We start from the raw sequence: 22,891 nt of genomic DNA, 5'->3' as shown, positions 1-22,891 counted from the left end.
CATGATGTTTTTTAGACCAGCGTTACGCCGTGCGGGGCGAGGGATCATGGATCGGATCCGGATGCGCGGTTTCCACGTCCGGTACCACCTGTGACAGATCCTCGTGGTGCTCATGCTCGATCGCCCCCTGTACCAAGGCCTCGGTGACGACCAGCTCGGCGCCGACCACCGAGTGCGACGTGCTGGACGTAAAGGGCGCCACCGGCATCGGTGCCGGGCGTCGACTGCGTCGCCACAGCAAAAAGACCACCAGTGTGCCGGCCAGGCTCCCCAGCGCCACAAACAGTCCCGTGTCTCCCATATGAGCCATGACCGGGGTAATCAACGGCGGGCTCAACGTCGCGCCCAGTTCGTTGATCAACAAAAGCCCCTGGCTCATGCGCACCAGTGCCCCGGCCGGTGCCCGGTCAGCGGCGTGGCTGATCGACACCGGATAGAGCACGAACGCACTGCCGCCGATCAGAAACAGCATGCCCGCCATCAATGCCGGGCTGTCTTTCATGAACAGCACGCCAAAACTGAGCGCGCCCAGCGCTGCACTGGTGAGAATCAGCACCATCTGCCGGTCATGGCGATCCGACCAGCGCCCGATCGGATACTGCAGCAGCATCGCGCCCAGAATCACGATCGCCATCATCCGCCCGATATCCTGCAGATCGAGACCGATACGCTGTAGATACAGCGGCAGCAGGCTGTAGATGGCCGAGATCACCAGTCCCGCCACAAGGCAGCCCACCACGCCGGTTGGCGTGACGGTAATCAATCGCCAGGGGGAGAGCGGCTCGGCATGTTCGACCAGCGGCGAGACACGCGGGATAAGTCCCAGCGGCAGAATCGACAGCGCTGCGAGAATGGCAATGATCATGAAGGCGGCCGTGTCGCCGCCAAAATCCGCCACGCCCAGCAGGAGCTGGCCGATCACGCCCGCGCCGTAGAGCGCGATCATGTACAGCGCCAGCAGGCGGCCACGCACCTTCGGGTCCGAGGCGCTCAAAAGCCAGCTTTCGATGACCAGATAAACGCCGAGCGTGGCCCAGCCGCACAGAAAGCGCATGACAAACCAGAACGGGGCGTTCACCCACAGGCCCTGGGCCAGCACGGTCACGGCCACCAGTGCGCCGAAACAGGCATAGGCGCGGATATGGCCGATGCGCAGCAAAATGCGGTCACTGAAAAGGGCCCCGATGACCAGACCGGCGTGAAAGGCAGACGATATCCAGCCGATCGTTGTGGCGGATTCGCCGGCGGCGTCCAGACGCACGGTCACCAGCGACATCATGAAGGCGTTGCCAATACCAAAGATAAAAAGGCCGAGTAATGGCGCAAGCGCCATCGAGAACAGCTGACGTGACATGAAGTGTCTTGATCCTGATGAGCGTCGGCAGGCGGGGGAGCCGACGGGTCTTTCGAAAGCAGGACCTTCGACCGGGCGGTCGAAAGCGAGCGCACTATACGCCGGGTTTTCGGGAAAAAGAAGCGAAATCAATGCACGGATCGTGCCGAAGGCGCTAGTCGCGGCCGGCGCCCGGTTGCGCGTCCTGGCGGCGTTCGGCAGAAATGGCCCGCACGGCCACACAGGCCGCACCCAGCCCGGCCGCGGCGGCCACCATCATCGCCCAGCGCGGGCCGGCGTGATCGGCAATCGCGCCCACGATGGGGGCGCCAATCGGCGTGCCGCCCATGGTGACCGCAATGCGCAGCGCCATCACGCGCCCGCGCATGGCAGGCGTTGTGGTGAGCTGCATGGTGGCGTTGGAGGCGGTCATGAAGGTGAGCGCCGAAAGCCCGGTCAGCATCAGGGCAATGGCAAAGAGCCAGACGCTGGGCGCCAGCGCGGCCAGGGCGCAGAACACCCCGAATGACAGCGACGACACCAGCAAAAGGCTCATGCGGGGCTGTTCACGCCGGGCGGCCAGTAGTGCACCGGTGACCGAGCCGATCGCCAGACAGGTGGTCAACAGGCCGTATTGATGGGCGTCGCCGTGAAAGACGCTGACCGACATGGTCGAGATAAAGACCGAAAAGTTGAACCCGAAGGTGCCGATCAAAAAGAGCATGATCAAAAGCGCGCTCAGATCAGGGCGATGACGCACATAGCGAAGGCCCTCGGTCAGGCTGCCGCGACGCTGGGTGGCCCGCTCGGTGATGTGCAGCTCATTGACGCGCAAAAGACACAGCGCGCCCAGTACCGCGGCAAAGGAGATCGCGTTGATGATAAAAAGCCAGCCGGTGCCGGCAGCGGCAATCAGAATGCCGGCAATGGCGGGTCCCACCATGCGCGCGGCGTTGAACGAGGTGGAGTTGAGCGCCACGGCATTGGCCAGAAACTTCTCGCCGACCAGGTCATTGACGAACACCTGTCGCGCCGGGGCATCAAAGGCCGTCACGCAGCCCAGACCGAACGCAAACAGATAGACCTGCCAGAGCGTTACCATGCCGGTCAGGGTCAAAATGCCCAGACCCAGCGCCAGCAGACCCTGCAGCGCCTGGGAGAGCATGATCAGCCGGCGTCGGTCGAAATAGTCCACGGCAAAGCCGGACAGTGGCAGCAGCAGAAGCTGAGGGCCGAACTGCAGCGCCATGGTAATGCCCATGGCGCTGGCATCGTTGGCCGTCAGCACGGTCAACACCAGCCAGTCCTGGGCGATGCGCTGCATCCAGGTGCCGATATTGGACACCATGGCTCCGCCAAACCAGAGCCGGTAGTTGTAGACGCTCAGCGAGCGAAAAAGCCGGCGATCACGCATGCGACATCATGCGTACGGCATCGGTGAGTGCGGCATCGGTGAGTGCGGCATCGATGGGTGTTCTCGACAGGCGATCGGTCATGAAAGGCTCGGCAGCATCCGTGCAAAAAACGAAGCGTTGCCAGCACCCTTTGGCAGAAGCAGGCCTAGTGGGCACAGGTCGCGCCGCGAAGGGACTGGCAAAGGCATTAGTGTAGCGGGTTTTCAGGCGCGGGCCGGGGGCACGGCCCGTGACCCCGGGCAGGCTATTATCGGGCCGGAAAGGCCGGTGCGTCGTCCACGACGAAATCGACATCTTCCGACAGCATCAGACGTGACTCGACCAGTTGGCTGGCGGCCTGTCGCACCGCATGGCGATAGTCATCACGACTCTTGTAACGGTCACTGACGGGGGCCCGACGGTCGTTTGCGGCCGGTGCGTTCGGAAAGGGCAGGTAGCTGCCATCCAGACTGCACAGATCACTCTCGCCAAAGCCTTTGGCACGCAGGTTCCAGCCCCAGTAGGTCCCCAGCGGCGCCGCGACATAAGGCAGGCGAACACCGCCCAGAGGAATGCCGTCGGCATCAACGCGGGGGACGCGTACCGGGTAGGCGGCACCAGCTGTTGGCGGCGTGGTGTCGTGATGCATGACGTTTAGTCCGTTCACCACCGGTGCTGGTGTCGCGCCGTTGATGCGCGGCAGCCTTAACGCCTCTGGTGACACCAGGGTGTCGGCCTCAAGCCCCGGGTAGGCACTTGCCGGCGGCGCGGTGCCATCCTTGATCCAGGCCAGCATGTCCAGACTCAACGCCCGCATGACAGGCGCCGGGCTCAGCGGATTGGTCGGGTATTGGCACATGGCCTTTTCAGCCGATGCGGTCCCCCAGGCGTTCAGGTGTGGCAGGCCCGCCAGGAAATAAAGGCGCACGTTGTCGGGCATCTTCAGTGGTTCACCGCTGGTGTTGGAAGACACCAGCGATGCCCGGCCCTGCCAGAACTCGGTAGAGGTGTCGCTGTGCATCAGACGCGGGCAGGTATTCGAGGCCGTGCAGGCCGCCAGAAGACTGTCGGTTTGACCGGTCAGCGGGTCGGTGGATTCGGTGTAGGTGAAGGGGAACTGATCGCCCGGGTAGTCGTGGTCCTCGTGCTGGCGAGAAAAGCGCCCGGGCTGGGCAAACCGTGCGTTGGTGAATGTCTTGCGTGACCCCGCGATATGGACCATGGCGCCATCAAAAACGCGCCTGCCGTCTTCATCGGCATTAAAGCCCTGATAGATCAGATCGCGCAGAAAACGACCCGACTGTGAAATGCCCAGCCCGATGGTGTGATCAATGCCATGGGTGGGCGGTGTGACGTCATGGCCGGGATTGCCGCGCAGAAAGGATATCAGGTCGCTGGTGGCCGCAAACGCAAGTCCCGAGGGCAGGGCATGTTTGGCCGGATAAACAAACTCGTAGATGGCGCCGGCGTCATATCCCTCGGGCCGGGTAATCTCGACGGTTTTGTCATCGACATAGCGAAATGACAGCCCTTTCGGCGTTTCACGGGGGGCCTGTGGGGTGGCGCGCACCGTCAGGGTTGCGGCGTCGTGATCGGTGCTGGCGGAGGGATAGCTCAGCGGCTCACGTTGAACGGCATCGGTGTTATCGAAAATGAACTCATCACGCGAAGGTCCCGTGACCCCTTCAAGGACCGGAAGGTGCATGCCCAGAAGATTATTACTGAGCCCGGTCTGCCAGCCGCTCCAGACCAGCGTATGGCCCTGGCGCATCTGAAAGCCGTCGCCCGGGTCGTCCACACTGAAACGATCGCTGATGGGCGCGCGGTTCAACAGCGCAAAACTCAGGTTGCGGCCCCGGTTCGGAATTTCGTAGAACAGCGTCCCCGACCCCTGGCCGGTGGGCTGTAAAATGACCACCTCGGCGCTGAATTCGACCTCACCGTGTGCGTTGACCGGCGCGCTGTCGAGCCCCTCAATGCCAGCGCCGCGCCTGGTGCCCGGGTCGATTGCAAAATGCGCCACACCCTCGAGTCGCTGATAGGTGCCGGCGTTGCCGAAACGCTGGCCCTCATACATGGGCGTGGTCGCGTTTACATCAAAGCCGGTGACTCTGGCATCCGCCGGTGAAACCAGCAGGAAAAGGGACGCAGCGGCGGTACTCATGGTCAGGCAGGAAAGGCGTTTCATTGAAAGGACTCTGTGAACGAACGAGGTATCCGTAGTCAGTAACATGCAAGTATTTGTCATGGTCTGACAGTACGCCATACGCCTTTGGATGTGCCGGGAGGGCGCCTGCCTGGCGCCACATTACAGCTCCGGGGTAGAGTTGTTTCGAGGTTCTGGCACGGCATGGCCGGTGTTTGAGAACGAAGTGCCTGCCTTGTTGAGGCGCTCTATGCCTTTCGACTGCGGACAGCCATAGGCACGATACACTACCTGGTTACGGCCATTTTCCTTCGCCTGATAAAGCGCTTCATCGGCGCGCTTTAAAAGATGTGCCCCGCCGTAATGATGAGCATCGGGCGTTATGTAAGTGATGCTCGACACGCCCACACTAATGGTGATGCAGGCGCCAACCCCCAGCGATTCATTGGGTATGTTCAGAGTTTCCACAGTGGTACACAGCCGCTGTGCCAGCTGTAGAGCCCCCGCCTCATCGGTGTCCGGCAGGACCACGGCAAACTCTTCGCCACCGTAGCGCACCAGCAGATCGGGTGCACGGGAGACCACGCCCTTCGCAGCCCGGGCAATTTGCTGAAGGCAACGATCCCCTCCGTCATGGCCATAGCGGTCGTTGAAGGGCTTGAAGTGGTCAATATCGAACATGATGACCGATAGCGCCTGCTGGCGGCGCGCCAGACGTAACCACTCGCGTTCGAGTGCTGCATCAAGTGCTCGCCGGTTGGCAAGACCCGTCAAAGGATCGGTATTACTGAGCGTTTCCAGATACCGATTGCTCAGCATCAGTTCCCCTTCAGCGTGATCGATCTGCTGTCGAAAAAGATAGAGTACGACACCTGACAGCACCAGCGAGCCCACGACGCTGCCAACGTACATCACATCGCGCCATGGCAGGGGAATCGGGGTGGGCACATCAGCCGAGGTAAACAAGAAGTGAGTGACCAGATACAGCGTGCCAAACAGCGTCATGACAGCGGCATAAACGCGGATGCTCAGGCGTTGGTACAAAAAGATCAGGACCGCCGCCAGGGTGAAATAGAAAAGATTGACGCCAGCGCCGTTGCCGACAAAAAGGGTCACCACGAACAGTTGGGTACAGCCGTTAAGGAGCAACACGTGGCTGGCCGTGTTATGCCACCTGTGATAATTCAACAGCAGTACCGATAAATATATCACCATGAAAAATATATTGGCGTTGAACACATGGCGATAGGCGGCAAAATCGTAGCAATAATAAAAAAGCTGATAGGGAATCGTCGCCGCGGCGCCAAAAAGCCCGACCTGATTACACAGGGCGATCTGGCGGCGTACCCTGAGCGGATGGCCTGACACGCCAGGTGCCCAGATTTTTTTGATCGTATTGATCATCGATTCGCCTTGTTCAGCCTGTGAGCAGGGCCAGCTCTCTTGAATGGCACGCTGCTATCGCGGCGCACTGTATTGTCTTGCCGTCACTGCCTGAAGCTGTCGTCATGATCTTCGGCAGCGCAACAGGCTGGGCGCTGTAAACGCGTTGCCGACCTTCTCATGTCACGGTCAGCAGGAATTGAAGGGCACCAACGCCGGCTGGCCCCGGGCACTATAAGTATTAGTACACTAAATTTTTAATTTTAACACTTATTAACAAATGCTCGAGGGGAACGGTTTGTATCCTGTGGCGATTGTTGCTGCCCGAACGACCTTCTGGAGGCGATGTTGCTGGATATCGGTCTGACCGGACTGTTCATTTCGGCCTTTTTGTCGGCCACGCTGCTGCCCATGGGCTCGGAAGGCGTACTGGCGTCATTGTTGCTCGCGGGCGGGTCGCCGGTCACTCTGGTGGTGATGGCCACGATCGGCAATGTGCTGGGGTCAGTGGTGAATTACGCCATGGGTTACTGTGCCAATCAGGGCTGGCTGGCGCGCCAGAAGCCTGGAATCATGGCCCGCGCCGAGCAGCGCTTTCGCCGCTACGGGCGCTGGTCACTGCTGCTGGCCTGGGTGCCGATCATTGGTGATCCGCTGACGCTGATCGCCGGGGTGTTGCGGGTCAATCTGCTCTGGTTTCTGGCGCTGGTCACGGTTGGCAAGGCGCTGCGCTATATCGTGCTGAGTGTGTTGATCCTGTAGCCCGGCCACCGGCGCTGCCGGCCCGGGTGAGGGGCCGGCAACGAATCAGGTGCAGGTCAGACATGAGCGTCGGGCAACCTTACAGCGTGTTATCGCGCGTCTCGCGTACGGTCAACATGGCGACAAGGCTCAGCATCGCCATCCCGACAATGTAATAGCCAACCCACGACAATCCGCCCTGACCGACCAGCCACTGGGCGGCATAGGGCGCCAGCGATGCCCCCAGAATACCGGCCAGACTATAGGCAACGCCGGCCCCCGAGTAGCGTACCCGCGTGGGCAGAAGCTCCGGCAGCAGCGCGCCCATCGGTGCATAGATCCAGCCCATGGCCGTCAGCCCGAGGCACAAAAATAACAGCGTCAGCGGCGTGGAAGCGCTACTGATCAATGGTGCCAGCAGCAGGCCGACCAGCATGGTGAACACCAGTCCGCTGATGATCACCGGCTTGCGGCCGAAACGGTCACAGGCGAGCGCCGACAGCGGTGTGGCCACTGCCATGAAAATGATGGCAAAGCACAGCATGCCCAAAAAGGTACCGCGGTCGATGCCCTGGGTCTGGGTGGCATAATTGAGGGTGAAAACGGTGGTGATATAAAAGATCGCGTAGCAGGCCACCATCGCCAGCGTGCCCTGCAGCAGCGGCGCGCGATGATCCCGCAGCAGTTCAATCATCGGTGCGCGGCCGGGCGGCTTTTGCTGCTCGCGGTTGAACACCTCGGACTCCACCAGAGTGGTACGTACATACAGCCCGATCACCACCAGCACGGCGCTCAGTAAAAACGGAATGCGCCAGCCCCAGGCCATGAAGGCTTCATCGCTGATCGACAGCAAAATGACCAGAAAGACGCCATTGGCGAGCAGAAAGCCCAGTGACGGCCCGAGCTGCGGGAACATGCCGAAAAAGGCCCGGCGCCCGCGCGGCGCGTTTTCGGTCGCCAGAAGCGCTGCGCCGCCCCATTCTCCGCCAATGCCCAGCCCCTGACACAGTCGAAAAACGCACAATAAAATCGGCGCGCCGATGCCGATTGACTCATATCCCGGTAGCAGGCCGATGCCGACCGTGGCGCCCCCCATCAAAACCAGACTGGCCACCAGTGTCGACTTGCGCCCGATGCGGTCACCAAAGTGACCAAAAAGCAGCGAACCCACCGGGCGGGCCACAAACGCCAGCCCGAAGCTCATGAAGGCGGCCAGCACCTGCATCTGCGAGGATTCCCCCGGAAAGAAGGTCGGGCCGATCACCAGCGCCGCGGCGGTGGCAAAGATATAGAAGTCATAAAATTCGATGGTGGTGCCGGCAAGGCTTGCAATCATCACGCGTCGCGGCGTGTTGGCCGGCGCGCGGCGTGGTGTGTCGACACCTGCTGCAGATGAAACGGTATCGGTGGTCATGCTGTCGTGTTCCCGGAGTGGCGATCATTCTTCTCGGGGAGGCGTTTCAAGCCGTGAAACGTTCCAGCTCGAGAAGCGTTTTAAAATGCCCCGGGATAACGGGGAACAGGGGCGCGGCACGGTCATCGTGTTCGGGTGCCAAACACGGACGCCCTGGTAAGGGTCGGGCCGGACATTACGCTTTCGGGTCGAAAGGGGGCGATATCTTACCGGTCAACGCGCAAGGCAACCCTGAGACTTTTGTTGCAGACCGCCGGGCCGCCCGGCGTCGCAAAGGGGGGCGGTGTCAGACCCCATGCCCTGACCAGGGGCGATCCTGCGTGTCTCCCCGCGATATCCGATCCAGTACGGCCAGCTCTGCATGAGGAATGACCAGGTTGGCGGCGTCCAGATTCTCTTCAAGATGCGAAAGCGACGCGGTGCCCGGTATCAACAGGATATTGGGCGAGCGCTGCAGCAGCCAGGCAAGCGCGACCTGCATCGGCGTGGCTTCAATGCGCGCGGCCACCTCATCGAGAACGTCTGATTGAAGCGGCGTAAAACCGCCGAGGGGGAAGAAGGGCACGTAGGGAATGTTCTGGTTGGCCAGCTCGTCGATCAGCGTATCGTCCAGACGCTGGGCCAGATTGTACTGATTCTGCACGCAGGCCACCTCGCCGCTTTTTTGCGCGTCGCGCACCTGGGTGGCCGTGACATTGCTCAGTCCCAGATGGCGGATCAAACCGCGCGCCTTCAGCTCGAGCAGCGTGGTCCAGGGGCCTTCCAGCGAGCCTTCTGCCGGGCCGTGCGCATCGATCATGCTGCGCAGGTTGACCACTTCAAGCGCCTCGAGCCCGAGATGTCTCAGGTTGTCCTCGACGGCACGGGTCAGCTCCTCGGGGGAAAGCGCCGGCAGCCAGCCGCCCTTGTCATCCCGCCGCGCGCTGACCTTGGTCACGATACGCAACTGATCCGGATAGGGATGCAGAGCCTCGCGGATCAGCTGATTGGTCACATGCGGCCCATAAAAATCAGACGTGTCGATATGATCGACGCCTGACTCGATGGCGGCCTGCAGCACGCGCTGCGCCGTGGCCGGATCCCTTGGCGGGCCGAAGACTCCGGGACCTGCCAGCTGCATGGCGCCATATCCCATTCGACAAACCTGCCCGTCGCCCAGCGGATAGCGGCCTGCGCCAGTGATATTGATCATGTGACTTCTCCTCGACATGGATGACCGAAAGGCCGGTCAGGGCGGGACAGACTATGGTCAGTGTAGTCCCGGGTACGGCCCCTGAAGATGTGGCAATGCCGGGCGAGAGAAGTTCACCCTCCTGGAAGTTCACCCCTGAAAACGGAGCAGCGTCATGAGTAAACACCCCGAACGTGTGGCCATGGTGACCGGTGCCTCTCGCGGCATCGGCCGGACCATTGCCCTGAAACTGGCAAACGATGGTTTTGCCGTGGTCGTCAATTACGCCGGCAGCGCCGAATGTGCAGCCTCGGTTGTGGCCGAGATCGAAGCGGCCGGTGGGCAGGCACGTGCCCTCCAGGCCGACATCAGCGATGCCGGGGCGGTCGAGCAGCTTTTTGCCACCACCATGGCGGCGTTCGGACGTCTTGATGTGGTCGTCAACAATGCCGGCATCATGAAGATGGCACCCATCACCAGCGACAATCTGGACGTGCTGGATCAAACGCTTGCGATCAACCTGCGTGGCAGCTGGCTGGTGATGGCGAAAGCCGCCGAAGTGCTGGCGCAGGGCGGTCGCATCATCGCGCTGTCATCGAGCGTGCTGGCGAAATCCTTCCCCGGCTACGGCGCCTACATCGCCAGCAAGGCAGGCGTTGAGGGGCTTGTGAAGGTGCTGGCCAATGAGCTGCGCGGACGCGAGATTACGGTCAACGCCGTGGCACCCGGGCCGGTCGCCACCGAACTCTTTTTTGAAGGCAAAAGCGAGGAGCAGGTGGCGCATATTGCGGCTATGGCGCCGCTTGAGCGGCTGGGTCAGCCCGAGGAAATTGCCGGCACCGTGGCCTTTCTGGCCGGCCCTGATGGCGGCTGGGTCAACGCACAGATCCTGCGCGTCAATGGAGGCTTTGCCTGAGGTGGTCCTACGTTGACTGATAGCGCTCGCGTGCTATCACGATGGTGCGGTGATGGGTCTCCGCCCAGGTGATCAGCTGCTGCATGGGTTCCAGAAACGAGTGACCCAGATCGGTCAGGGCGTACTCCACTCTCAAAGGTACCTCGGGGTAGAGCGTACGGGTGATAAAGCCATCCTGCTCGAGCTGCTTGAGCGTACGCGACAGCATCTGCTTCGAGATGTCGCCGATCTCGCGCATCAGGGCATTAAAGCGCAGGGTGCCCGGCGCCAGGGTCTCCATGATCAGCAGGCTCCACTGATCGCCAATGCGGTCGAGCACGTCGCGAATCGGACAGGGCTGTTCAAAGACGAAGGTGTCGTTGTCGGGCATCTTTGTCATGATATTGCCATCGATCGGGTGGTTGGGTGGCCGGGGCAGAGCTGGCAGGTCACACGGATGTGACCCTGTCAGGTGCGTGTGACGTCTTGCGCCGGCATCACAACGCGCTTAAGTTCATTCCACGGTCTGTCTTTTAGACCACCCATGATACACGAATGCCAGGAGGTGGTGCATGGCACAGGTAGCGTTGATCGGAGCATCAGGTAATGCCGGCTCGCGGCTTCTCGCGGAACTGTCGGATCGCAGCCATCAGGTGACGGCCATTGCCCGCAACAGGGACAACATTGAGCTGTTACCCGGCGTGACCGCAAGGCAGGGCGATGCTGGTGACCGCGAGGGGCTCGCTGCGCTGCTCAAGGGGCATGACGCCGTCATTAGTGCCCTCCCTTTCAGGACCAGCGACGTCAAAACGCTGGTCGGCGCCCTGCGCGATGCCGGTGTGTCGCGCTATCTTGTGGTTGGTGGGGCCGGCAGTCTGGAAGTGGCGCCCGGTGAAAAGCTCATCGATCAGCCAGACTTCCCCGAGGCCTATCAGCCTGAGGCGCGTGCCGGTGGCGAGTTTCTGGACTTTCTGCGCGGCGTGGCGGATCTGGAGTGGACCTTTTTGTCTCCATCGGCCGAGTTCGTCGCCGGCAGGCGCACCGGAGCGTTCCGACTTGGTAATGATCAGCTCCTGACCCACGAGGGCGGCTCCAGCATTTCCTTTGAGGACTACGCCGTGGCGATGGTCGATGAGCTGGAAAGCCCTGCCCATGTGCGTCAGCGTTTCACTGTCGGCTACTGATCACCCAAAACGGAGTTCTCCCATGTCGCTACTGAAATCTCTTGGCGTTGCCACAACTGTCCTGATGCTGGCCGTACCGGCCGTCTCTTTTGCCCAGTCAGAGCGAGACATTCATCAGGAAGAAGCCAACCGGGAACTGGTCGTGGATTTCTACAACCGATTTTTCAACGACCATGACACCGAGAAAAGCGCCGAGGTGCTGGCCCCCGACTATATCCAGCATAACCCGGGTGTGCCCGACGGCAGGGCACCGGTGGTCGAGTATTTCTCCAGCTATTTCAAGGCGCATCCGGACTATAAAAGCGAGATCATGCGCAGCGCCGCCGATGGCGATCTGGTCTGGCTGCATGTCCACTCGACCGAAAGCGACAAGGACCAGGGTGAGGCCGTGGTGGATATCTTCCGCGTCAATGACGGTAAAATCGTCGAACACTGGGATGTGATCCAGCCAGTGCCGGACAAATCCGCCAACGACAACACGATGTTTTAACTCGATTACGTTTTGAATCGAGCGACCTCAGGGAGAGGACATGAGCAATACCGCAACCGTTGAACACGCCGGGCGCCGCGCGCTGGTCGTGGGCGCCTCCCGTGGTATAGGCCTGGGGCTGGTACAGGTGCTGCTCGCGCGTGGCTGGCAGGTGACGGCCACGGTGCGTGACAGCGCCCGCACGCCGCAGGCGCTGGCAGAGCTGCAGACGCAATATGACGCGGCGCTGGAGATCGTCGAGCTGGATCTTGCCAGCCCTGCCCGGCCTGCAGAGCTTGCCGCATCGCTTGGCGTGCAGGCGCTGAATCTGCTGGTGATTTCGGCCGGCATCATGGGGCCGGATCATCAGCGCGCCGAGCAGGCAAGTCAGGAAGAGACCGGCGAGCTCTTTGATCTCAACGCCATGGCGCCGCTGCGACTGGCCCGCGCCCTATTGCCAGCAATGGCCTCTCATGGCGTGATCGGTTTTGTGAGCTCGCGCATGGGCAGCGTGTCGCTTAACGACTCGGGCGATCGCGAGCTCTACCGGGCCAGCAAGGCGGCGCTCAACAGCCTGTCATGCGGGTTTGCCATCAACGAGGCCATACCGGCAGGCGTAGGCGTGCTCAACCTGCATCCGGGCTGGGTAAAGACCGACATGGGGGGCGAAGAGGCTCCGGTGACGGTCGAGCAGAGTGCGACCGGCCTGGTGACCGTACTGGAAGCGGCGCTCGGGCAGGCCGAGCAGCGCTTCGTGGATTTTGAAGGGCAGACGCTTGCCTGGTAAAACATCGCTCATGAGCGTGAAAGAGATGAAGCACAGGATTCAGGGTCGATGCCTTTTCGTTAACAGGCTATCTTTTCTCCTGACGCCGGGTGTCAGACACCCACATGCAAGCGACAAGGAAATGACTCATGAGTGATCAGCAATACACACCGCCCACAGTGTGGGAGCCAAAAGAGAGCGGTGGCAAGTTTGCCAGCATCAATCGTCCGGTGGCCGGGGCCACCCATGACAAGGCGCTGTCGGTCGGCAAGCATCCGTTTCAACTCTACTCGCTGGCCACGCCCAATGGAGTGAAAGCCTCCATCATGCTCGAGGAGCTGCTGGCGCTCGGTCATGAGGGCGCCGAGTACGATGCGTGGCTGATCAACATCGGCGAGGGCGATCAGTTCGGCAGCGGGTTTGTCGAGCTCAACCCGAACTCCAAGATTCCGGCGCTGGCGGACCACACCACTGAGCCGCCCACGCGCGTTTTCGAGTCCGGCTCGATTCTGCTGTATCTGGCCGAGAAGTTCGGCGAGCTGCTGCCAAAAGAGCATGTGGTACGCACCGAGACCATGAACTGGCTGTTCTGGCAGATGGGCAGTGCGCCGTTTTTGGGAGGCGGCTTCGGCCACTTCTACGCCTATGCGCCGGTGAAGCTGGAATACCCGATCGACCGCTACGCCATGGAAGCCAAGCGTCAGCTCGACGTGCTCGACCGCCATCTGGCCGAGAATGCGTATATGGCCGGCAGCGAGTACACCATTGCCGACATCGCCATCTGGTCCTGGTATGGCCAGCTGGTGCTGGGCCGTCTGTATGATGCCGCCGAGTTTCTGCAGGTGGAAAGCTATGAGCACGTAATGCGCTGGGCGAAAGAGATCGACGGCCGGCCGGCCGTACAGCGCGGCCGCATGGTCAATCGCACCTTCGGCGAGCCGGAAACCCAGCTCCACGAGCGCCACGATGCGAGCGACTTCGATACGAAGACGCAGGACAAGATTGGTCAGAGCTGATCGTCTCTGCTGTTGAGCGCAAAAGCCCGGCCTCGTGCCGGGCTTTTTAATGCTGCCAGTGCTAGGGCACGCTCCGGTGGCGATGTGTCACGTGCCGGATGCCGCGGTGCTGCGTATGCTGGTTTGATCAGCACGACATGACCGGATGAATCAGGCAGGGGAAGCATCAATGGAAGAGGGCAGCGTGAAGGGCGATATTCATGATGTGGTCGTGGTGGGCGGTGGCGCCACAGGCCTTGCCTGCGCGCGAGTGCTGGCCAAAGGCGGTAAACGGGTCGCGCTGCTGGAGCGCGAATCGAGGGTCGGGGGCAATATCAGCACCCGGTGTGACGGTGGCTGGCAGACCGAGATCGGCCCCAACACGCTGATCATGAAGCCGCCGCTCTATCGTCTGCTCGAGGAGATGGATCTGCTGGGCGAGGCGCAGTCGGCCAATCCGGCGGCCCAGAAGCGGTTCGTGGCGATGGATGGCGCCCCGGTGGCGCTGCCGACCCACCCACTGCGGTCGCTGAACAATGCCCTGATCGGGCGTGAGGGGTGGTCACAGATCGTGCGCGAGCCTTTCGTCAAAAAAAGCCGCGGCGCGGAGGAGAGTCTGGCCGGCTTCGTCGAGCGCCGCCTGGGTCGGCGGGTACTGGAGCGCATGGTCGATCCCTTTGTGTCGGGCGTCTATGCCGGTGATCCGCAAAGACTCTCGGCACGGGCCGCAATGCCCCGGCTGGTGGCGATCGAGCAGGAATATGGCTCGCTGATTCGCGGCGGCCTGACAAGGCTCTGGCAATCGCGCCGCACACCGCCCGAGCTCCCCGCCGAGTGGCGCGGCAAGCTGGTGAGTTTCCCGACCGGGCTTGAACGCCTGGCCGAGCGGCTTGGAGAAGAGATCAAGACCCATGGCGGCGAGATCAACTGTGACTGCGATATTGTCTCGCTTGAGAAGACCGAAGATTACTGGCAGGTGACCGATAGTGCCGGGCGATGCTTTCGCACGCGTGAACTGGTACTGGCCGTCTCGGCCCCTGTGGTGGTGACACTGCTGGCGCCGCTGGATGCGTCACTGACCGCGCCGCTCGAGGAGATCGCCTATCCGCCGGTCAACGCCGTCGCGCTGGGCTTTCGTCGTGAGGATGTCACCCACGCCCTCGATGGCTTTGGCGTGCTGATCCCGAGCATTGAAAAACGCCGCACGCTGGGCGCGCTGTTTTCCTCGACGATCTTTGAAGGTCGCGCCCCGGCCGGACACTGCCTGATCAACGCCTTTATCGGCGGTCGACGTCAGCCTGAAGCCGCCGAAGGCAGCGATGCCGAGCAGGTGCAGCAGGTGCTTTACGACCTGCGTGATCTGCTCGGCATTCGTGGTGATCCGGTCTGGCAGCAGGTCAGCCGCTGGCCGCGGGCCATTCCGCAGTATGAGCTGGGGCATCTGGCGCGCATCAAGCGCCTGGATGCCGCGTTGGCACGCCATGAAGGGCTATCACTGGTGGGCAACTGGCGCGATGGTATTGCGGTGGGGGATTGCCTGGAAAACGGCAGAAAGCTGGGTGAGCGTCTGGCCGCGCAAGGTTGATTGATGGTCATCACCTCGTTCGGTTGGCCATGCTCCCCGTTACCGGGCGGTGATTCTTGAACAGGATGGAGCGTTTGATCATGACACCTGCCATTGTTCGTCGTGCGCTGCCGGGCTGGGGGACCACCTATGGGCCGCCCGGGGACGGGCCGTTTCCGGCCGTCATGATACTGCACGGTTCTGAAGGTGCCTGGTCGGGCTGGAGTCATCGCCATGCGGTGATGCTGGCCGCCCATGGTTTTCTGGCCTTTCCGCTGGGATTCTCTGTCGGGGGCAATGCCTGGAACGCCGGCCAGATCATTGAAGTGCCGCTTGAGCGAACGGTGGCGGCCCTGCAGGCGCTACGCGGCTTTGCCTTCACGGGTCAAGGGGTAGGGCTTTATGGGGCCTCGAGAGGCGCCGAGCATGCACTGCTGGTGGCATCATTAATGGCCAGAGACGGTATTGAGGGCCTCCCCGATAGCCTGGCAGCGCATGCGCCCCCGGATGTGGTCTGCGGTGGGTTTGATGCCCGCACTTTTCGCGACAGCGGCGATCCGGGCTGGCAGGCCTGGGATGGGGCACAGCGGGCCTGGTCATGGCAGGGCAGCAGCGAGGGACTTTTGCCCACCACGCCGATCGAGATCGAACGCTACGACGGGCCGCTTTTTTTAAGCCATGGCACGGCAGATACCCTGTGGTCGGTCGCCATGACCCGCCGGCTGGAGGCGCGTCTCAAGCGGCATGGGCGCACGCCCGAGGTGATCTACATGCAGGGAGAGGGGCATATCCTCGGTGGTGAGGCCGAAAATGACTGGTATGCCCGTTTGATGACCTTTTTTGCCCGCACGTTAATGGCATAATCCCCGCCCAGAGCAAAGCGGCTGCCAGTCCAGCCGCGCCCGGCGCCCGTTCGGCGCTGTGATCGAGGTTGTTTCCCGTCTTCAAGGATGTCTGATGAAAACCCTGTTTCGCGCCTATCTCAAGGCCTCCCTGATCCTGCGCGTGACGCTGGCGCTGGCGCTGGGCGTACTGGCCGGCCTGTTCGGCGGCGAGTACGTGAGTTGGCTTTCGCCGCTGGGCGATCTGCTGCTGCGTCTTTTGCAGTTTCTGATCGTGCCCATTGTGCTCTTTACCCTGATGGTCGGCATCAACCAGGCCGATGGGAGCAGCATGGGCCGAATCGGGCGCAAGGTACTGCTCTATTACGTGGTGACCACCGCACTGGCCATTGTGGTCGGGCTTGCGGTCGCCACACTGTTCAACCCGGGGCAGGGGCTGACGCTGGATACCAGTGCCAGCGTGAGCGTGCCGGAAAACCCTGGGCTGGTGCAGGTACTTTTGAACATCGTGCCCAGCAACATCGTTTCGGCGTTTGCCGAGCCCAATCTACTGGGCATTATCTTTACCGCCGTGGTGTTTGGGCTGGCGCTTTTGTTCATGCGCTCCACTGATGCCCAGCGCGAGATGGGCGATCACCTCTATCGCCTGCTGGAAGGGCTCAACGCCGTGACCATGAAGGTGATGGCCGGCGTGTTGCATGTGGTGCCGATCGGCGTGTTCGCGATCGTGGCCAACACGGTCAGTCAGCAGGGGCTTGCCACTATCCTGTCACTCGGCGATATGGTGATGGTGCTCTACATTGCGCTGGGTGTGCATCTGCTGGTCTATTGCGTGTTGATGAAACTTTTTGGCGTGAAGCTTCGGGACTTCTTCCGCGAGGCCCGCACGCCGATGGCGACGGCCTTTGCCACCCAGAGCAGTTCCGGTGTGCTCCCGTTGAGCCTTAACGCCGCCAGTCGCATGGGGCTGCCACAGTCGCTGTATGGCTTCAGTCTGCCGCTGGGCGCGACCATCAACATGGATGGTGCGGCCATCCGTATTGCCATTTCGGCGGTGTTTGCTGCCAATGTGATGGGTACGCCGCTGGACATCGCCACCATGGCCCAGATCGTGCTGATCGGCACCCTGATCTCGATTGGTACCGCCGGGGTGCCGGGCGCGGGTATCGTCATGATCGCCACCGTCTTCTCTCAGGTCGGTCTGCCGATCGAGACCGTGGCGCTTTTGACCTCGATCGACGCGCTGGTGGGCATGGGCTGTACCGCCCTCAACGTCACCGGTGACCTGGCCGGTACAGCACTGATTGCCCGTAGCGAGCGCAAGGGCCGTAGTCGTTTCGGCCAGCCGGCAAGTGCCCCTGTTGAATCCACCAGAAAGGAGCCGCGGCTATGGCGGCCCTGAGTACTGACTATCCGGGCACCGACTATCTGATCATCGGCGCTGGCAGCATGGGGATGGCAACCGCCGACTGGCTGGCCCGACACAGTGATGCCAGCGTGCAGCTGCTCGATGCCTTTAGTCCGCCCCATGAGCACGGCGCGCATCACGGCGAAACGCGCCTGCTGCGTCAGGCCTACGGTGAGGGCAGCAGCTACGTGCCGCTGGCCCGGCGTGCGCTCAAGCTCTGGAAACAGCTGGAAGAAGAAAGCGGCGAGACGCTTTTTCAGCCCACCGGCGTGGTCAACGTCGGCCCTCCGGGTGCGCCCTTCATCGCGCAGGTCGAGGCGAGTGCGCGTCAGCATGGTCTGGCGCTCGACAGTCTTCCGGGCGACCAGCTCGCTCGCCGTTGGCCCGGCTGGGCACTGGATGACACCCTGCACGGCTGTTTTGAGCATGAGGCCGGTGTGTTGTTTGTGGAGCGCATTCTCAAATGCTGGCGTGCCCGCGTTGAGCACAGCCCGCGGATAGCGCTTGCCACCGGGGCGCAGGTCATCCGGCTCGAGGCCGGCGAGCAGGGCGGCTGGGTGGCCATCTGCGCCGACGGTCAACGCTTTGGCGCCGAGCGCGTGCTGCTCTCCAGTGGTCAGTGCATCGCGCCGCTGATGGCTGGGCTCGGGGTGGATCTGCCGCTCACGCGAGTGCGCAAGACCTTTGCCTGGTATGCGTGTGATGCACGATACGCGCAGGATCACTTTCCAGGCTTTAGCCTGACCACGCCATCAGGGGCGATCTACTACGGCTTTCCGGATATCGAGGGCGCCGGCTTCAAGATGGGCCGTCACGACAGCGGCCAGCCGCTTGAATCCGGTGAAGCAATGGCGGCCTTCGGCGAGCATGGGGACGATGTGAGCGAGCTTCAGCAGGTGGTGGATCGCTACTTCCCGGGCATTGGTGCGCTGCGTCATGGCGCGGTGTGCCAGTACATTCGCACCCCCGATGAACACTTTTTGATCGATGAGCCGCTGCCGGGGCTGATTGTGGCCGGCGGGTTTTCCGGCCATGGTTTCAAGTTTGCCAGTGCATTGGGCGAGGCACTGGGAATCTGGATTGATCAGCAGCGCCGCCTGCCGGAGCTGGCTCTGTTTGGCCTGGCGAGATTTTCATCGCTGGAGGGGAGCACCCAATGACGATCGCACCGTTTACGTCACTGATCTGTCCGCTGGATCACGAACCGCTGTCGCGGACCTCAACGAGCTGGTGCTGTCCGCAGGGCCATACCTTTGATGTGTCACGTCAGGGCCACGTCAATCTGCTGCCGGTCCAGAAAAAGCGCTCCCTTGATCCGGGCGACAGCAAGGCCATGATCACCGCGCGGCGGCGTTTTCTGGAGGCCGGGCACTATCAGGGCATTGCCGAGGCCGTCAGCCGTCAGGTGCTCTCGCATGGTTCTGCGCATCAGGCGCTGGCCGTGCTGGATGCCGGCTGCGGCGAGGGCTATTACCTGCGCGAGCTCGCTGGTATCGAGTCTGCTCGAAGGCTGTCACTGCTGGGACTGGATATCTCCAAGTGGGCGGTTCAGGCCGCCGCCGGGCGTGACCGGCGCATGGGGTGGGTGGTGGGCAGCAACGCCGCACTGCCGGTGCCGGATCAAAGCCTTGATGTAGTGCTGTGCATGTTTGGCTTCCCGACGCCTGCCGAGTTCGCCCGCGTGCTCAAGCCAGGAGGGTTGCTGCTGGAGGTCGAGGCCGGCCCTGACCATCTGATTGAGCTGCGAGAAATCATCTATCCGACGCTCAAGGCCCCCCGCGAGCCGCGTCAGGCGCCCGAGCCCGGGTTTAAAACCGATACGGTCGAGACCGTGCGCTATGCCCGCACGCTGAATAGTCGTGAGCAGATTCTTGATCTGCTGGTGATGACGCCGCATCTCTACCGCGCCACTGCCGAGGGGAGAGCGAAGGCCGAGGCGCTTGCCCATCTGGATGTCACGGTCGAGGTGCAGCTCACCGGCAGCCTGCGCCTGTAGGGTTCACGCGTGTCTGAAAGGTTGCCTTTCAAAAAAACGCGCGCCCGGTCAGGACCGGGCGCGCGTTGACGCTTTGAGGGCACTCAAGCCTGCATTTGATGATCCTGTCTCAGGGCATCATGCCCGGCAGCATGCGCTGATAGAGATCAAACAGGATCCATAGCGTGCCGCCGCACAGAATCACCAGAATCAGCACGGTAAAAAGGATCAAGAGCAGATCCTCGCGCTTGTTTCTGGCAAGGGTGATATGCATGAAAAAGCGCAAGTGCACGACCACCTGGGCCAGCGCGCAGACGCCGATCGTGATCCAGAGTGTCAGGCGTTCGATCTCGGTAAAGGCGACCAGGGCAAAGGGAATCAGCGTCAGCACCAGTGCCAGCAAAAAGCCCCATAGATAGCTGCGCTGCTCGGTTTTGCACTCGCGGGCCTGCTGTTCGTTGAGGGGACGCGCGCTCATGACAGCCCTCCCAGATAGACCAGTGAAAAGATGCCGATCCAGACGATGTCCAGAAAATGCCACAGGATCGCCAGGCGCAGAATGCCGGTTTTGACCGGCGCATCCAGGCCATGCACTGTCATCTGACCCAGCAGTGCCAGAAGCCATATACAGGCCCCGGTGACGTGCAGGCCATGCAGCGGCACCAGCGAGAAAAACGCCGACAGATACCCGCTGCGCGATGGCACGCCTCCCTTGTCAAACATGGTGTGAAAGTCTTTTAGCTCGAAAAACAGAAAGGCCACGCCCAGCAGCAGGGTGACCACCAGCCAGAAAACCAGCCGGGTCTTGTCTTCACGATACTTGAGCGCCAGTGAGGCCATGCCAAAGGTAAAGCTGCTGGTCAGCAGCAGCATGGTTTCGATAAAGGCGCTTTTCATCTCGAAAAGCTCTTTGGGTCCCGGGCCGCCGGCGGTGCCGCCCAGCATGGTGACGTAAGTGGCAAAGAGCAGACCGAAGATGATCAGGTCGCTCATCATGAACACCCAGAAGCCAAACACCATCTCCTCGCGGGTATCTTCTTCCTGAGCATGGGCAGGCCCCAGATTGAGACCGGGGTGACGACTGTTGCCTTCCAGAGAGTGTGTGTTGCGCGAACTCATTGCACGGCGCCCTCGATCGGTGGCACGGGTAGACCGTGATTGGCGGTGGATTGCTCATGCGAGCGCTTGATGGGGGTGGTGCGTCTCACCTGTTCCAGCCAGTGCTCATGAGTACGCTGCACCTCGGATGCTGAAATGGTGCGGGTCGTCTGGCGGACGAAGCCGCGTGCGATAACGGCGACAAGCGTTAAAAGCCCGGCGCCGATGACCAGCCACCACATGTACCAGACCAGTCCAAACGCCATGGCAAGACCGGTCACGGCCACCACAACCCCCAGCGCGCTATTGGCCGGCATGTCGATATCCTCATACCGGTCCGGCGCCTGCCAGCCCTGACCGCGGTCCTTCTCTGTCATGAAGGCATCAATGCTGTAGATCTCGGGCAGCACCGGGAAGTTATATTCCGGCGGCGGTGCAGAGACGGCCCATTCAAGCGTTCGACCATCCCAGGGATCGCCGGCGAAAACGTTGTTGGCGTGGCGGTCGCGAATGCTCACCCACAGCTGGATCAAAAGACACAGCAGGGCACACAGGATCACCAGTGCGCCGATGCCGGCCGTGATCATCCAGGGCAGGTATTGCGGTTCGAAATATGCTACCGAGCGCCGCGGCATGCCCATCAGCCCCAGCACGTAGAGCGGGAAGAAGGCCAGCATGAAGCCGATGATCCAGCAAAAGGCGGCCCGGTAACCCCAGCGTTCTTCCAGACGAAATCCGAAGGCCTTGGGAAACCAGAAGTTGGTAGCACTGAGCATGCCGAACAATAGCCCCGGGATGAGCATGTTGTGAAAATGGGCCACCAGAAACAGCGAGTTGTGCACCTGATAGTCCACGCTGGGCGTGGCCAGAATGATGCCGGTCATGCCGCCCAGCACAAACAGCATGATAAAGCCGATGGCATAGACCATGGGCACCGAGAGCCGTATGCGGCCGCGATACATGGTCAGCATCCAGTCATAGACCTTAACGCCCGTGGGGATGCCGATCAGCATGGTGGCGATGCCAAAGGCGGCATTGATGTGCGCGCTCTGGCCCATGGTGAAAAAGTGATGCAGCCAGACGGTAAACGACAGCACCGCAATGCACATGGTGGCAATCACCAGGAGTTTGTAGCCGTAGATGCGCTTGCCCGAGAAGGTCGCAAATACCTCGGAGAAGATGCCAAAGGGCGGCAGGATCAGGATATAGACCTCGGGATGGCCAAACGCCCAGAACAGATTGACGTAGTTCATCATGTTCCCCCCCAGATCGGTGGTGAACATGTGAAAGTCCAGATAGCGGTCCAGTGCCAGCAGGCCGGTGGCAACCGTCAGGGGCGGCATGCCAAAGATCATCAGGATGGCGGTACATAGCGCCGTCCAGGTAAACAGCGGCATGCGAAAGAGCTTCATGCCCGGCGCGCGTTTCTTGAAGATGGTGACGGCGAAGTTGATGCCGGTCAGCGTTGAGGAGAGTGTCGAGAGTGTCACCGCCCAGATCCAGTAGTCCACCCCGGCGCCCGGATTATAGGAAAGCTCCGTAAAGGGCGGGTAGCCGGTCCAGCCACCGATGGAAAAGGGCGCCAGTACCAGCGAGATCATGACCAGCGCGGCCCCGGCGGCCGTGAGCCCCAGGCTCACCTGATTCAGAACCGGGAAGGAGAGATCCCGCGCGCCGATCTGCAGCGGCATCACATAGTTGATGATGCCGGTCAGAAACGGCATGGCCATGAAAAAGACCATGATGGTGCCATGGGTCGTGAAAAGCTGGCCAAAGTGCTCGGCGGTCAGAAAGCCACCGTCGAGCCCTACCGCCTGCTGGGCGCGCATGAACACGGCTTCGATGATGGCGCGTGCCAGCATCACCAGCGCAATCACGATGAACATGATGCCGATCTTTTTATGATCGGGGCTGGTGAACCATTCCGACCACAGGTATTTCCATTTGCCAAGCCAGGTCACCAGCACGATGGCGGCCAAGGCGCCAATGACCACCATACTGGCGGCACCGGTGGCGATGATGCCATTGATGATGGTCATGGCCGAGTGGTCGTGCAGCATGCTCCAGAAGGGCAGCGCGTCCCAGCCGAGCCGGCCGAATATCGAACTCATTG

General features: G+C 61.6%; 21 protein-coding genes. 11 read left to right on the top strand and 10 right to left on the bottom strand.

The features are described from left to right. Positions 1-22: 22 nt before the first annotated feature. The 4 genes from KSP9073_RS08800 to KSP9073_RS08785 form a co-directional block, all read right to left on the bottom strand. A complete protein-coding gene (locus tag KSP9073_RS08800; RefSeq protein WP_108842583.1) occupies positions 23-1,354 on the bottom strand; it encodes an MFS transporter in 1,332 nt (443 codons plus the stop codon). 154 nt (positions 1,355-1,508) lie between these two features. Continuing rightward, complete coding sequence (locus KSP9073_RS08795; protein ID WP_108842582.1) at positions 1,509-2,747, bottom strand: MFS transporter; 1,239 nt, start codon at positions 2,745-2,747, stop codon at positions 1,509-1,511. 248 nt (positions 2,748-2,995) lie between these two features. After that, positions 2,996-4,915 carry an alpha/beta hydrolase domain-containing protein gene (locus KSP9073_RS08790; RefSeq protein WP_207771445.1) on the bottom strand — a complete coding sequence of 640 codons (1,920 nt, stop codon included), beginning with the start codon at positions 4,913-4,915 and terminating at the stop codon, positions 2,996-2,998. Positions 4,916-5,035: 120 nt separating this feature from the next. Next, positions 5,036-6,277: a GGDEF domain-containing protein gene (locus KSP9073_RS08785; protein ID WP_108842580.1), complete on the bottom strand. Its 1,242-nt coding sequence runs from the start codon at positions 6,275-6,277 to the stop codon at positions 5,036-5,038. Between the two features lie 324 nt (positions 6,278-6,601). Here KSP9073_RS08785 and KSP9073_RS08780 point away from each other — a divergent pair, with 324 nt between their 5' ends. Then, complete coding sequence (locus tag KSP9073_RS08780; RefSeq protein ID WP_108842579.1) at positions 6,602-7,018, top strand: YqaA family protein; 417 nt, start codon at positions 6,602-6,604, stop codon at positions 7,016-7,018. A 79-nt stretch (positions 7,019-7,097) separates the two neighbouring features. On the opposite strand, the gene KSP9073_RS08775 is transcribed toward KSP9073_RS08780, so the two are convergent. After that, positions 7,098-8,411 carry an MFS transporter gene (locus KSP9073_RS08775; protein WP_108842578.1) on the bottom strand — a complete coding sequence of 438 codons (1,314 nt, stop codon included), beginning with the start codon at positions 8,409-8,411 and terminating at the stop codon, positions 7,098-7,100. Positions 8,412-8,697: 286 nt separating this feature from the next. Then, entirely contained in the window at positions 8,698-9,603 is a 906-nt protein-coding gene (locus tag KSP9073_RS08770) for an oxidoreductase (RefSeq protein WP_108842577.1), read from the bottom strand. A gap of 154 nt (positions 9,604-9,757) precedes the next feature. On the opposite strand from KSP9073_RS08770, the gene KSP9073_RS08765 reads away from it, so the two are divergent. Further along, entirely contained in the window at positions 9,758-10,498 is a 741-nt protein-coding gene (locus tag KSP9073_RS08765; RefSeq protein ID WP_108842576.1) for an SDR family oxidoreductase, read from the top strand. A gap of 7 nt (positions 10,499-10,505) precedes the next feature. On the opposite strand, the gene KSP9073_RS08760 is transcribed toward KSP9073_RS08765, so the two are convergent. Continuing rightward, positions 10,506-10,877, bottom strand: coding sequence for a winged helix-turn-helix transcriptional regulator (locus KSP9073_RS08760; RefSeq protein WP_207771444.1), 372 nt, complete (start codon positions 10,875-10,877; stop codon positions 10,506-10,508). A 172-nt stretch (positions 10,878-11,049) separates the two neighbouring features. On the opposite strand from KSP9073_RS08760, the gene KSP9073_RS08755 reads away from it, so the two are divergent. The 9 genes from KSP9073_RS08755 (at position 11,050) to KSP9073_RS08715 (ending at position 19,701) form a co-directional block, all read left to right on the top strand. After that, a complete protein-coding gene (locus KSP9073_RS08755; RefSeq protein ID WP_108842574.1) occupies positions 11,050-11,661 on the top strand; it encodes an NAD(P)-dependent oxidoreductase in 612 nt (203 codons plus the stop codon). Between the two features lie 22 nt (positions 11,662-11,683). Next, positions 11,684-12,151, top strand: coding sequence for a nuclear transport factor 2 family protein (locus tag KSP9073_RS08750; protein WP_108842573.1), 468 nt, complete (start codon positions 11,684-11,686; stop codon positions 12,149-12,151). 40 nt (positions 12,152-12,191) lie between these two features. Further along, positions 12,192-12,917: an SDR family oxidoreductase gene (locus KSP9073_RS08745; RefSeq protein ID WP_108842572.1), complete on the top strand. Its 726-nt coding sequence runs from the start codon at positions 12,192-12,194 to the stop codon at positions 12,915-12,917. Between the two features lie 128 nt (positions 12,918-13,045). Then, positions 13,046-13,912, top strand: coding sequence for a glutathione-dependent disulfide-bond oxidoreductase (gene yghU, locus KSP9073_RS08740; protein ID WP_108842571.1), 867 nt, complete (start codon positions 13,046-13,048; stop codon positions 13,910-13,912). Positions 13,913-14,081: 169 nt separating this feature from the next. Then, complete coding sequence (gene hemG / locus KSP9073_RS08735; RefSeq protein WP_108842570.1) at positions 14,082-15,476, top strand: protoporphyrinogen oxidase; 1,395 nt, start codon at positions 14,082-14,084, stop codon at positions 15,474-15,476. Between the two features lie 80 nt (positions 15,477-15,556). Further along, entirely contained in the window at positions 15,557-16,318 is a 762-nt protein-coding gene (locus KSP9073_RS08730; protein ID WP_108842813.1) for an alpha/beta hydrolase family protein, read from the top strand. Positions 16,319-16,412: 94 nt separating this feature from the next. Beyond that, positions 16,413-17,699 carry a dicarboxylate/amino acid:cation symporter gene (locus KSP9073_RS08725; protein WP_108842569.1) on the top strand — a complete coding sequence of 429 codons (1,287 nt, stop codon included), beginning with the start codon at positions 16,413-16,415 and terminating at the stop codon, positions 17,697-17,699. Continuing rightward, positions 17,687-18,865 (top strand): N-methyl-L-tryptophan oxidase, encoded by a 1,179-nt coding sequence (gene solA, locus KSP9073_RS08720; protein WP_108842568.1) that lies wholly within the window; start codon positions 17,687-17,689, stop codon positions 18,863-18,865. Before KSP9073_RS08725 ends, solA begins: the two co-directional genes overlap by 13 nt. After that, positions 18,862-19,701: a putative RNA methyltransferase gene (locus KSP9073_RS08715; protein ID WP_108842567.1), complete on the top strand. Its 840-nt coding sequence runs from the start codon at positions 18,862-18,864 to the stop codon at positions 19,699-19,701. The genes solA and KSP9073_RS08715 overlap by 4 nt, the downstream gene beginning before the upstream one ends. Positions 19,702-19,810: 109 nt before the next feature. Here KSP9073_RS08715 and cyoD read toward each other — a convergent pair whose 3' ends face one another. Genes cyoD through KSP9073_RS08700 form a run of 3 tightly spaced genes read right to left on the bottom strand, consistent with a single transcriptional unit; the run spans position 19,811 to position 22,889 of the window. Continuing rightward, positions 19,811-20,158, bottom strand: a complete 348-nt coding sequence (gene cyoD, locus KSP9073_RS08710; protein WP_108842566.1) for a cytochrome o ubiquinol oxidase subunit IV — start codon at positions 20,156-20,158, stop codon at positions 19,811-19,813. After that, positions 20,155-20,799 carry a cytochrome c oxidase subunit 3 gene (locus KSP9073_RS08705; RefSeq protein ID WP_108842565.1) on the bottom strand — a complete coding sequence of 215 codons (645 nt, stop codon included), beginning with the start codon at positions 20,797-20,799 and terminating at the stop codon, positions 20,155-20,157. The genes cyoD and KSP9073_RS08705 overlap by 4 nt, the downstream gene beginning before the upstream one ends. Then, positions 20,796-22,889: a cbb3-type cytochrome c oxidase subunit I gene (locus tag KSP9073_RS08700; RefSeq protein ID WP_108842564.1), complete on the bottom strand. Its 2,094-nt coding sequence runs from the start codon at positions 22,887-22,889 to the stop codon at positions 20,796-20,798. The genes KSP9073_RS08705 and KSP9073_RS08700 overlap by 4 nt, the downstream gene beginning before the upstream one ends. Positions 22,890-22,891 lie beyond the last annotated feature (2 nt).

This window comes from Kushneria phyllosphaerae, from assembly GCF_900312995.1.
Lineage (GTDB): Bacteria > Pseudomonadota > Gammaproteobacteria > Pseudomonadales > Halomonadaceae > Kushneria > Kushneria phyllosphaerae.
The sequence above is the reverse complement of the archived record's forward strand: the minus strand, read 5'-3'. Positions and strand labels throughout refer to the sequence as shown.

Coding starts and splice junctions, on each gene's coding strand:
- KSP9073_RS08800 (WP_108842583.1), bottom strand. CDS start 1,354: ATGTCACGTCAGCTGTTCTCGATGGCGCTTGCGCCATTACTCGGCCTT.
- KSP9073_RS08795 (WP_108842582.1), bottom strand. CDS start 2,747: ATGCGTGATCGCCGGCTTTTTCGCTCGCTGAGCGTCTACAACTACCGG.
- KSP9073_RS08790 (WP_207771445.1), bottom strand. CDS start 4,915: ATGAAACGCCTTTCCTGCCTGACCATGAGTACCGCCGCTGCGTCCCTT.
- KSP9073_RS08785 (WP_108842580.1), bottom strand. CDS start 6,277: ATGATCAATACGATCAAAAAAATCTGGGCACCTGGCGTGTCAGGCCAT.
- KSP9073_RS08780 (WP_108842579.1), top strand. CDS start 6,602: ATGTTGCTGGATATCGGTCTGACCGGACTGTTCATTTCGGCCTTTTTG.
- KSP9073_RS08775 (WP_108842578.1), bottom strand. CDS start 8,411: ATGACCACCGATACCGTTTCATCTGCAGCAGGTGTCGACACACCACGC.
- KSP9073_RS08770 (WP_108842577.1), bottom strand. CDS start 9,603: ATGATCAATATCACTGGCGCAGGCCGCTATCCGCTGGGCGACGGGCAG.
- KSP9073_RS08765 (WP_108842576.1), top strand. CDS start 9,758: ATGAGTAAACACCCCGAACGTGTGGCCATGGTGACCGGTGCCTCTCGC.
- KSP9073_RS08760 (WP_207771444.1), bottom strand. CDS start 10,877: ATGACAAAGATGCCCGACAACGACACCTTCGTCTTTGAACAGCCCTGT.
- KSP9073_RS08755 (WP_108842574.1), top strand. CDS start 11,050: ATGGCACAGGTAGCGTTGATCGGAGCATCAGGTAATGCCGGCTCGCGG.
- KSP9073_RS08750 (WP_108842573.1), top strand. CDS start 11,684: ATGTCGCTACTGAAATCTCTTGGCGTTGCCACAACTGTCCTGATGCTG.
- KSP9073_RS08745 (WP_108842572.1), top strand. CDS start 12,192: ATGAGCAATACCGCAACCGTTGAACACGCCGGGCGCCGCGCGCTGGTC.
- yghU (WP_108842571.1), top strand. CDS start 13,046: ATGAGTGATCAGCAATACACACCGCCCACAGTGTGGGAGCCAAAAGAG.
- hemG (WP_108842570.1), top strand. CDS start 14,082: ATGGAAGAGGGCAGCGTGAAGGGCGATATTCATGATGTGGTCGTGGTG.
- KSP9073_RS08730 (WP_108842813.1), top strand. CDS start 15,557: ATGACACCTGCCATTGTTCGTCGTGCGCTGCCGGGCTGGGGGACCACC.
- KSP9073_RS08725 (WP_108842569.1), top strand. CDS start 16,413: ATGAAAACCCTGTTTCGCGCCTATCTCAAGGCCTCCCTGATCCTGCGC.
- solA (WP_108842568.1), top strand. CDS start 17,687: ATGGCGGCCCTGAGTACTGACTATCCGGGCACCGACTATCTGATCATC.
- KSP9073_RS08715 (WP_108842567.1), top strand. CDS start 18,862: ATGACGATCGCACCGTTTACGTCACTGATCTGTCCGCTGGATCACGAA.
- cyoD (WP_108842566.1), bottom strand. CDS start 20,158: ATGAGCGCGCGTCCCCTCAACGAACAGCAGGCCCGCGAGTGCAAAACC.
- KSP9073_RS08705 (WP_108842565.1), bottom strand. CDS start 20,799: ATGAGTTCGCGCAACACACACTCTCTGGAAGGCAACAGTCGTCACCCC.
- KSP9073_RS08700 (WP_108842564.1), bottom strand. CDS start 22,889: ATGAGTTCGATATTCGGCCGGCTCGGCTGGGACGCGCTGCCCTTCTGG.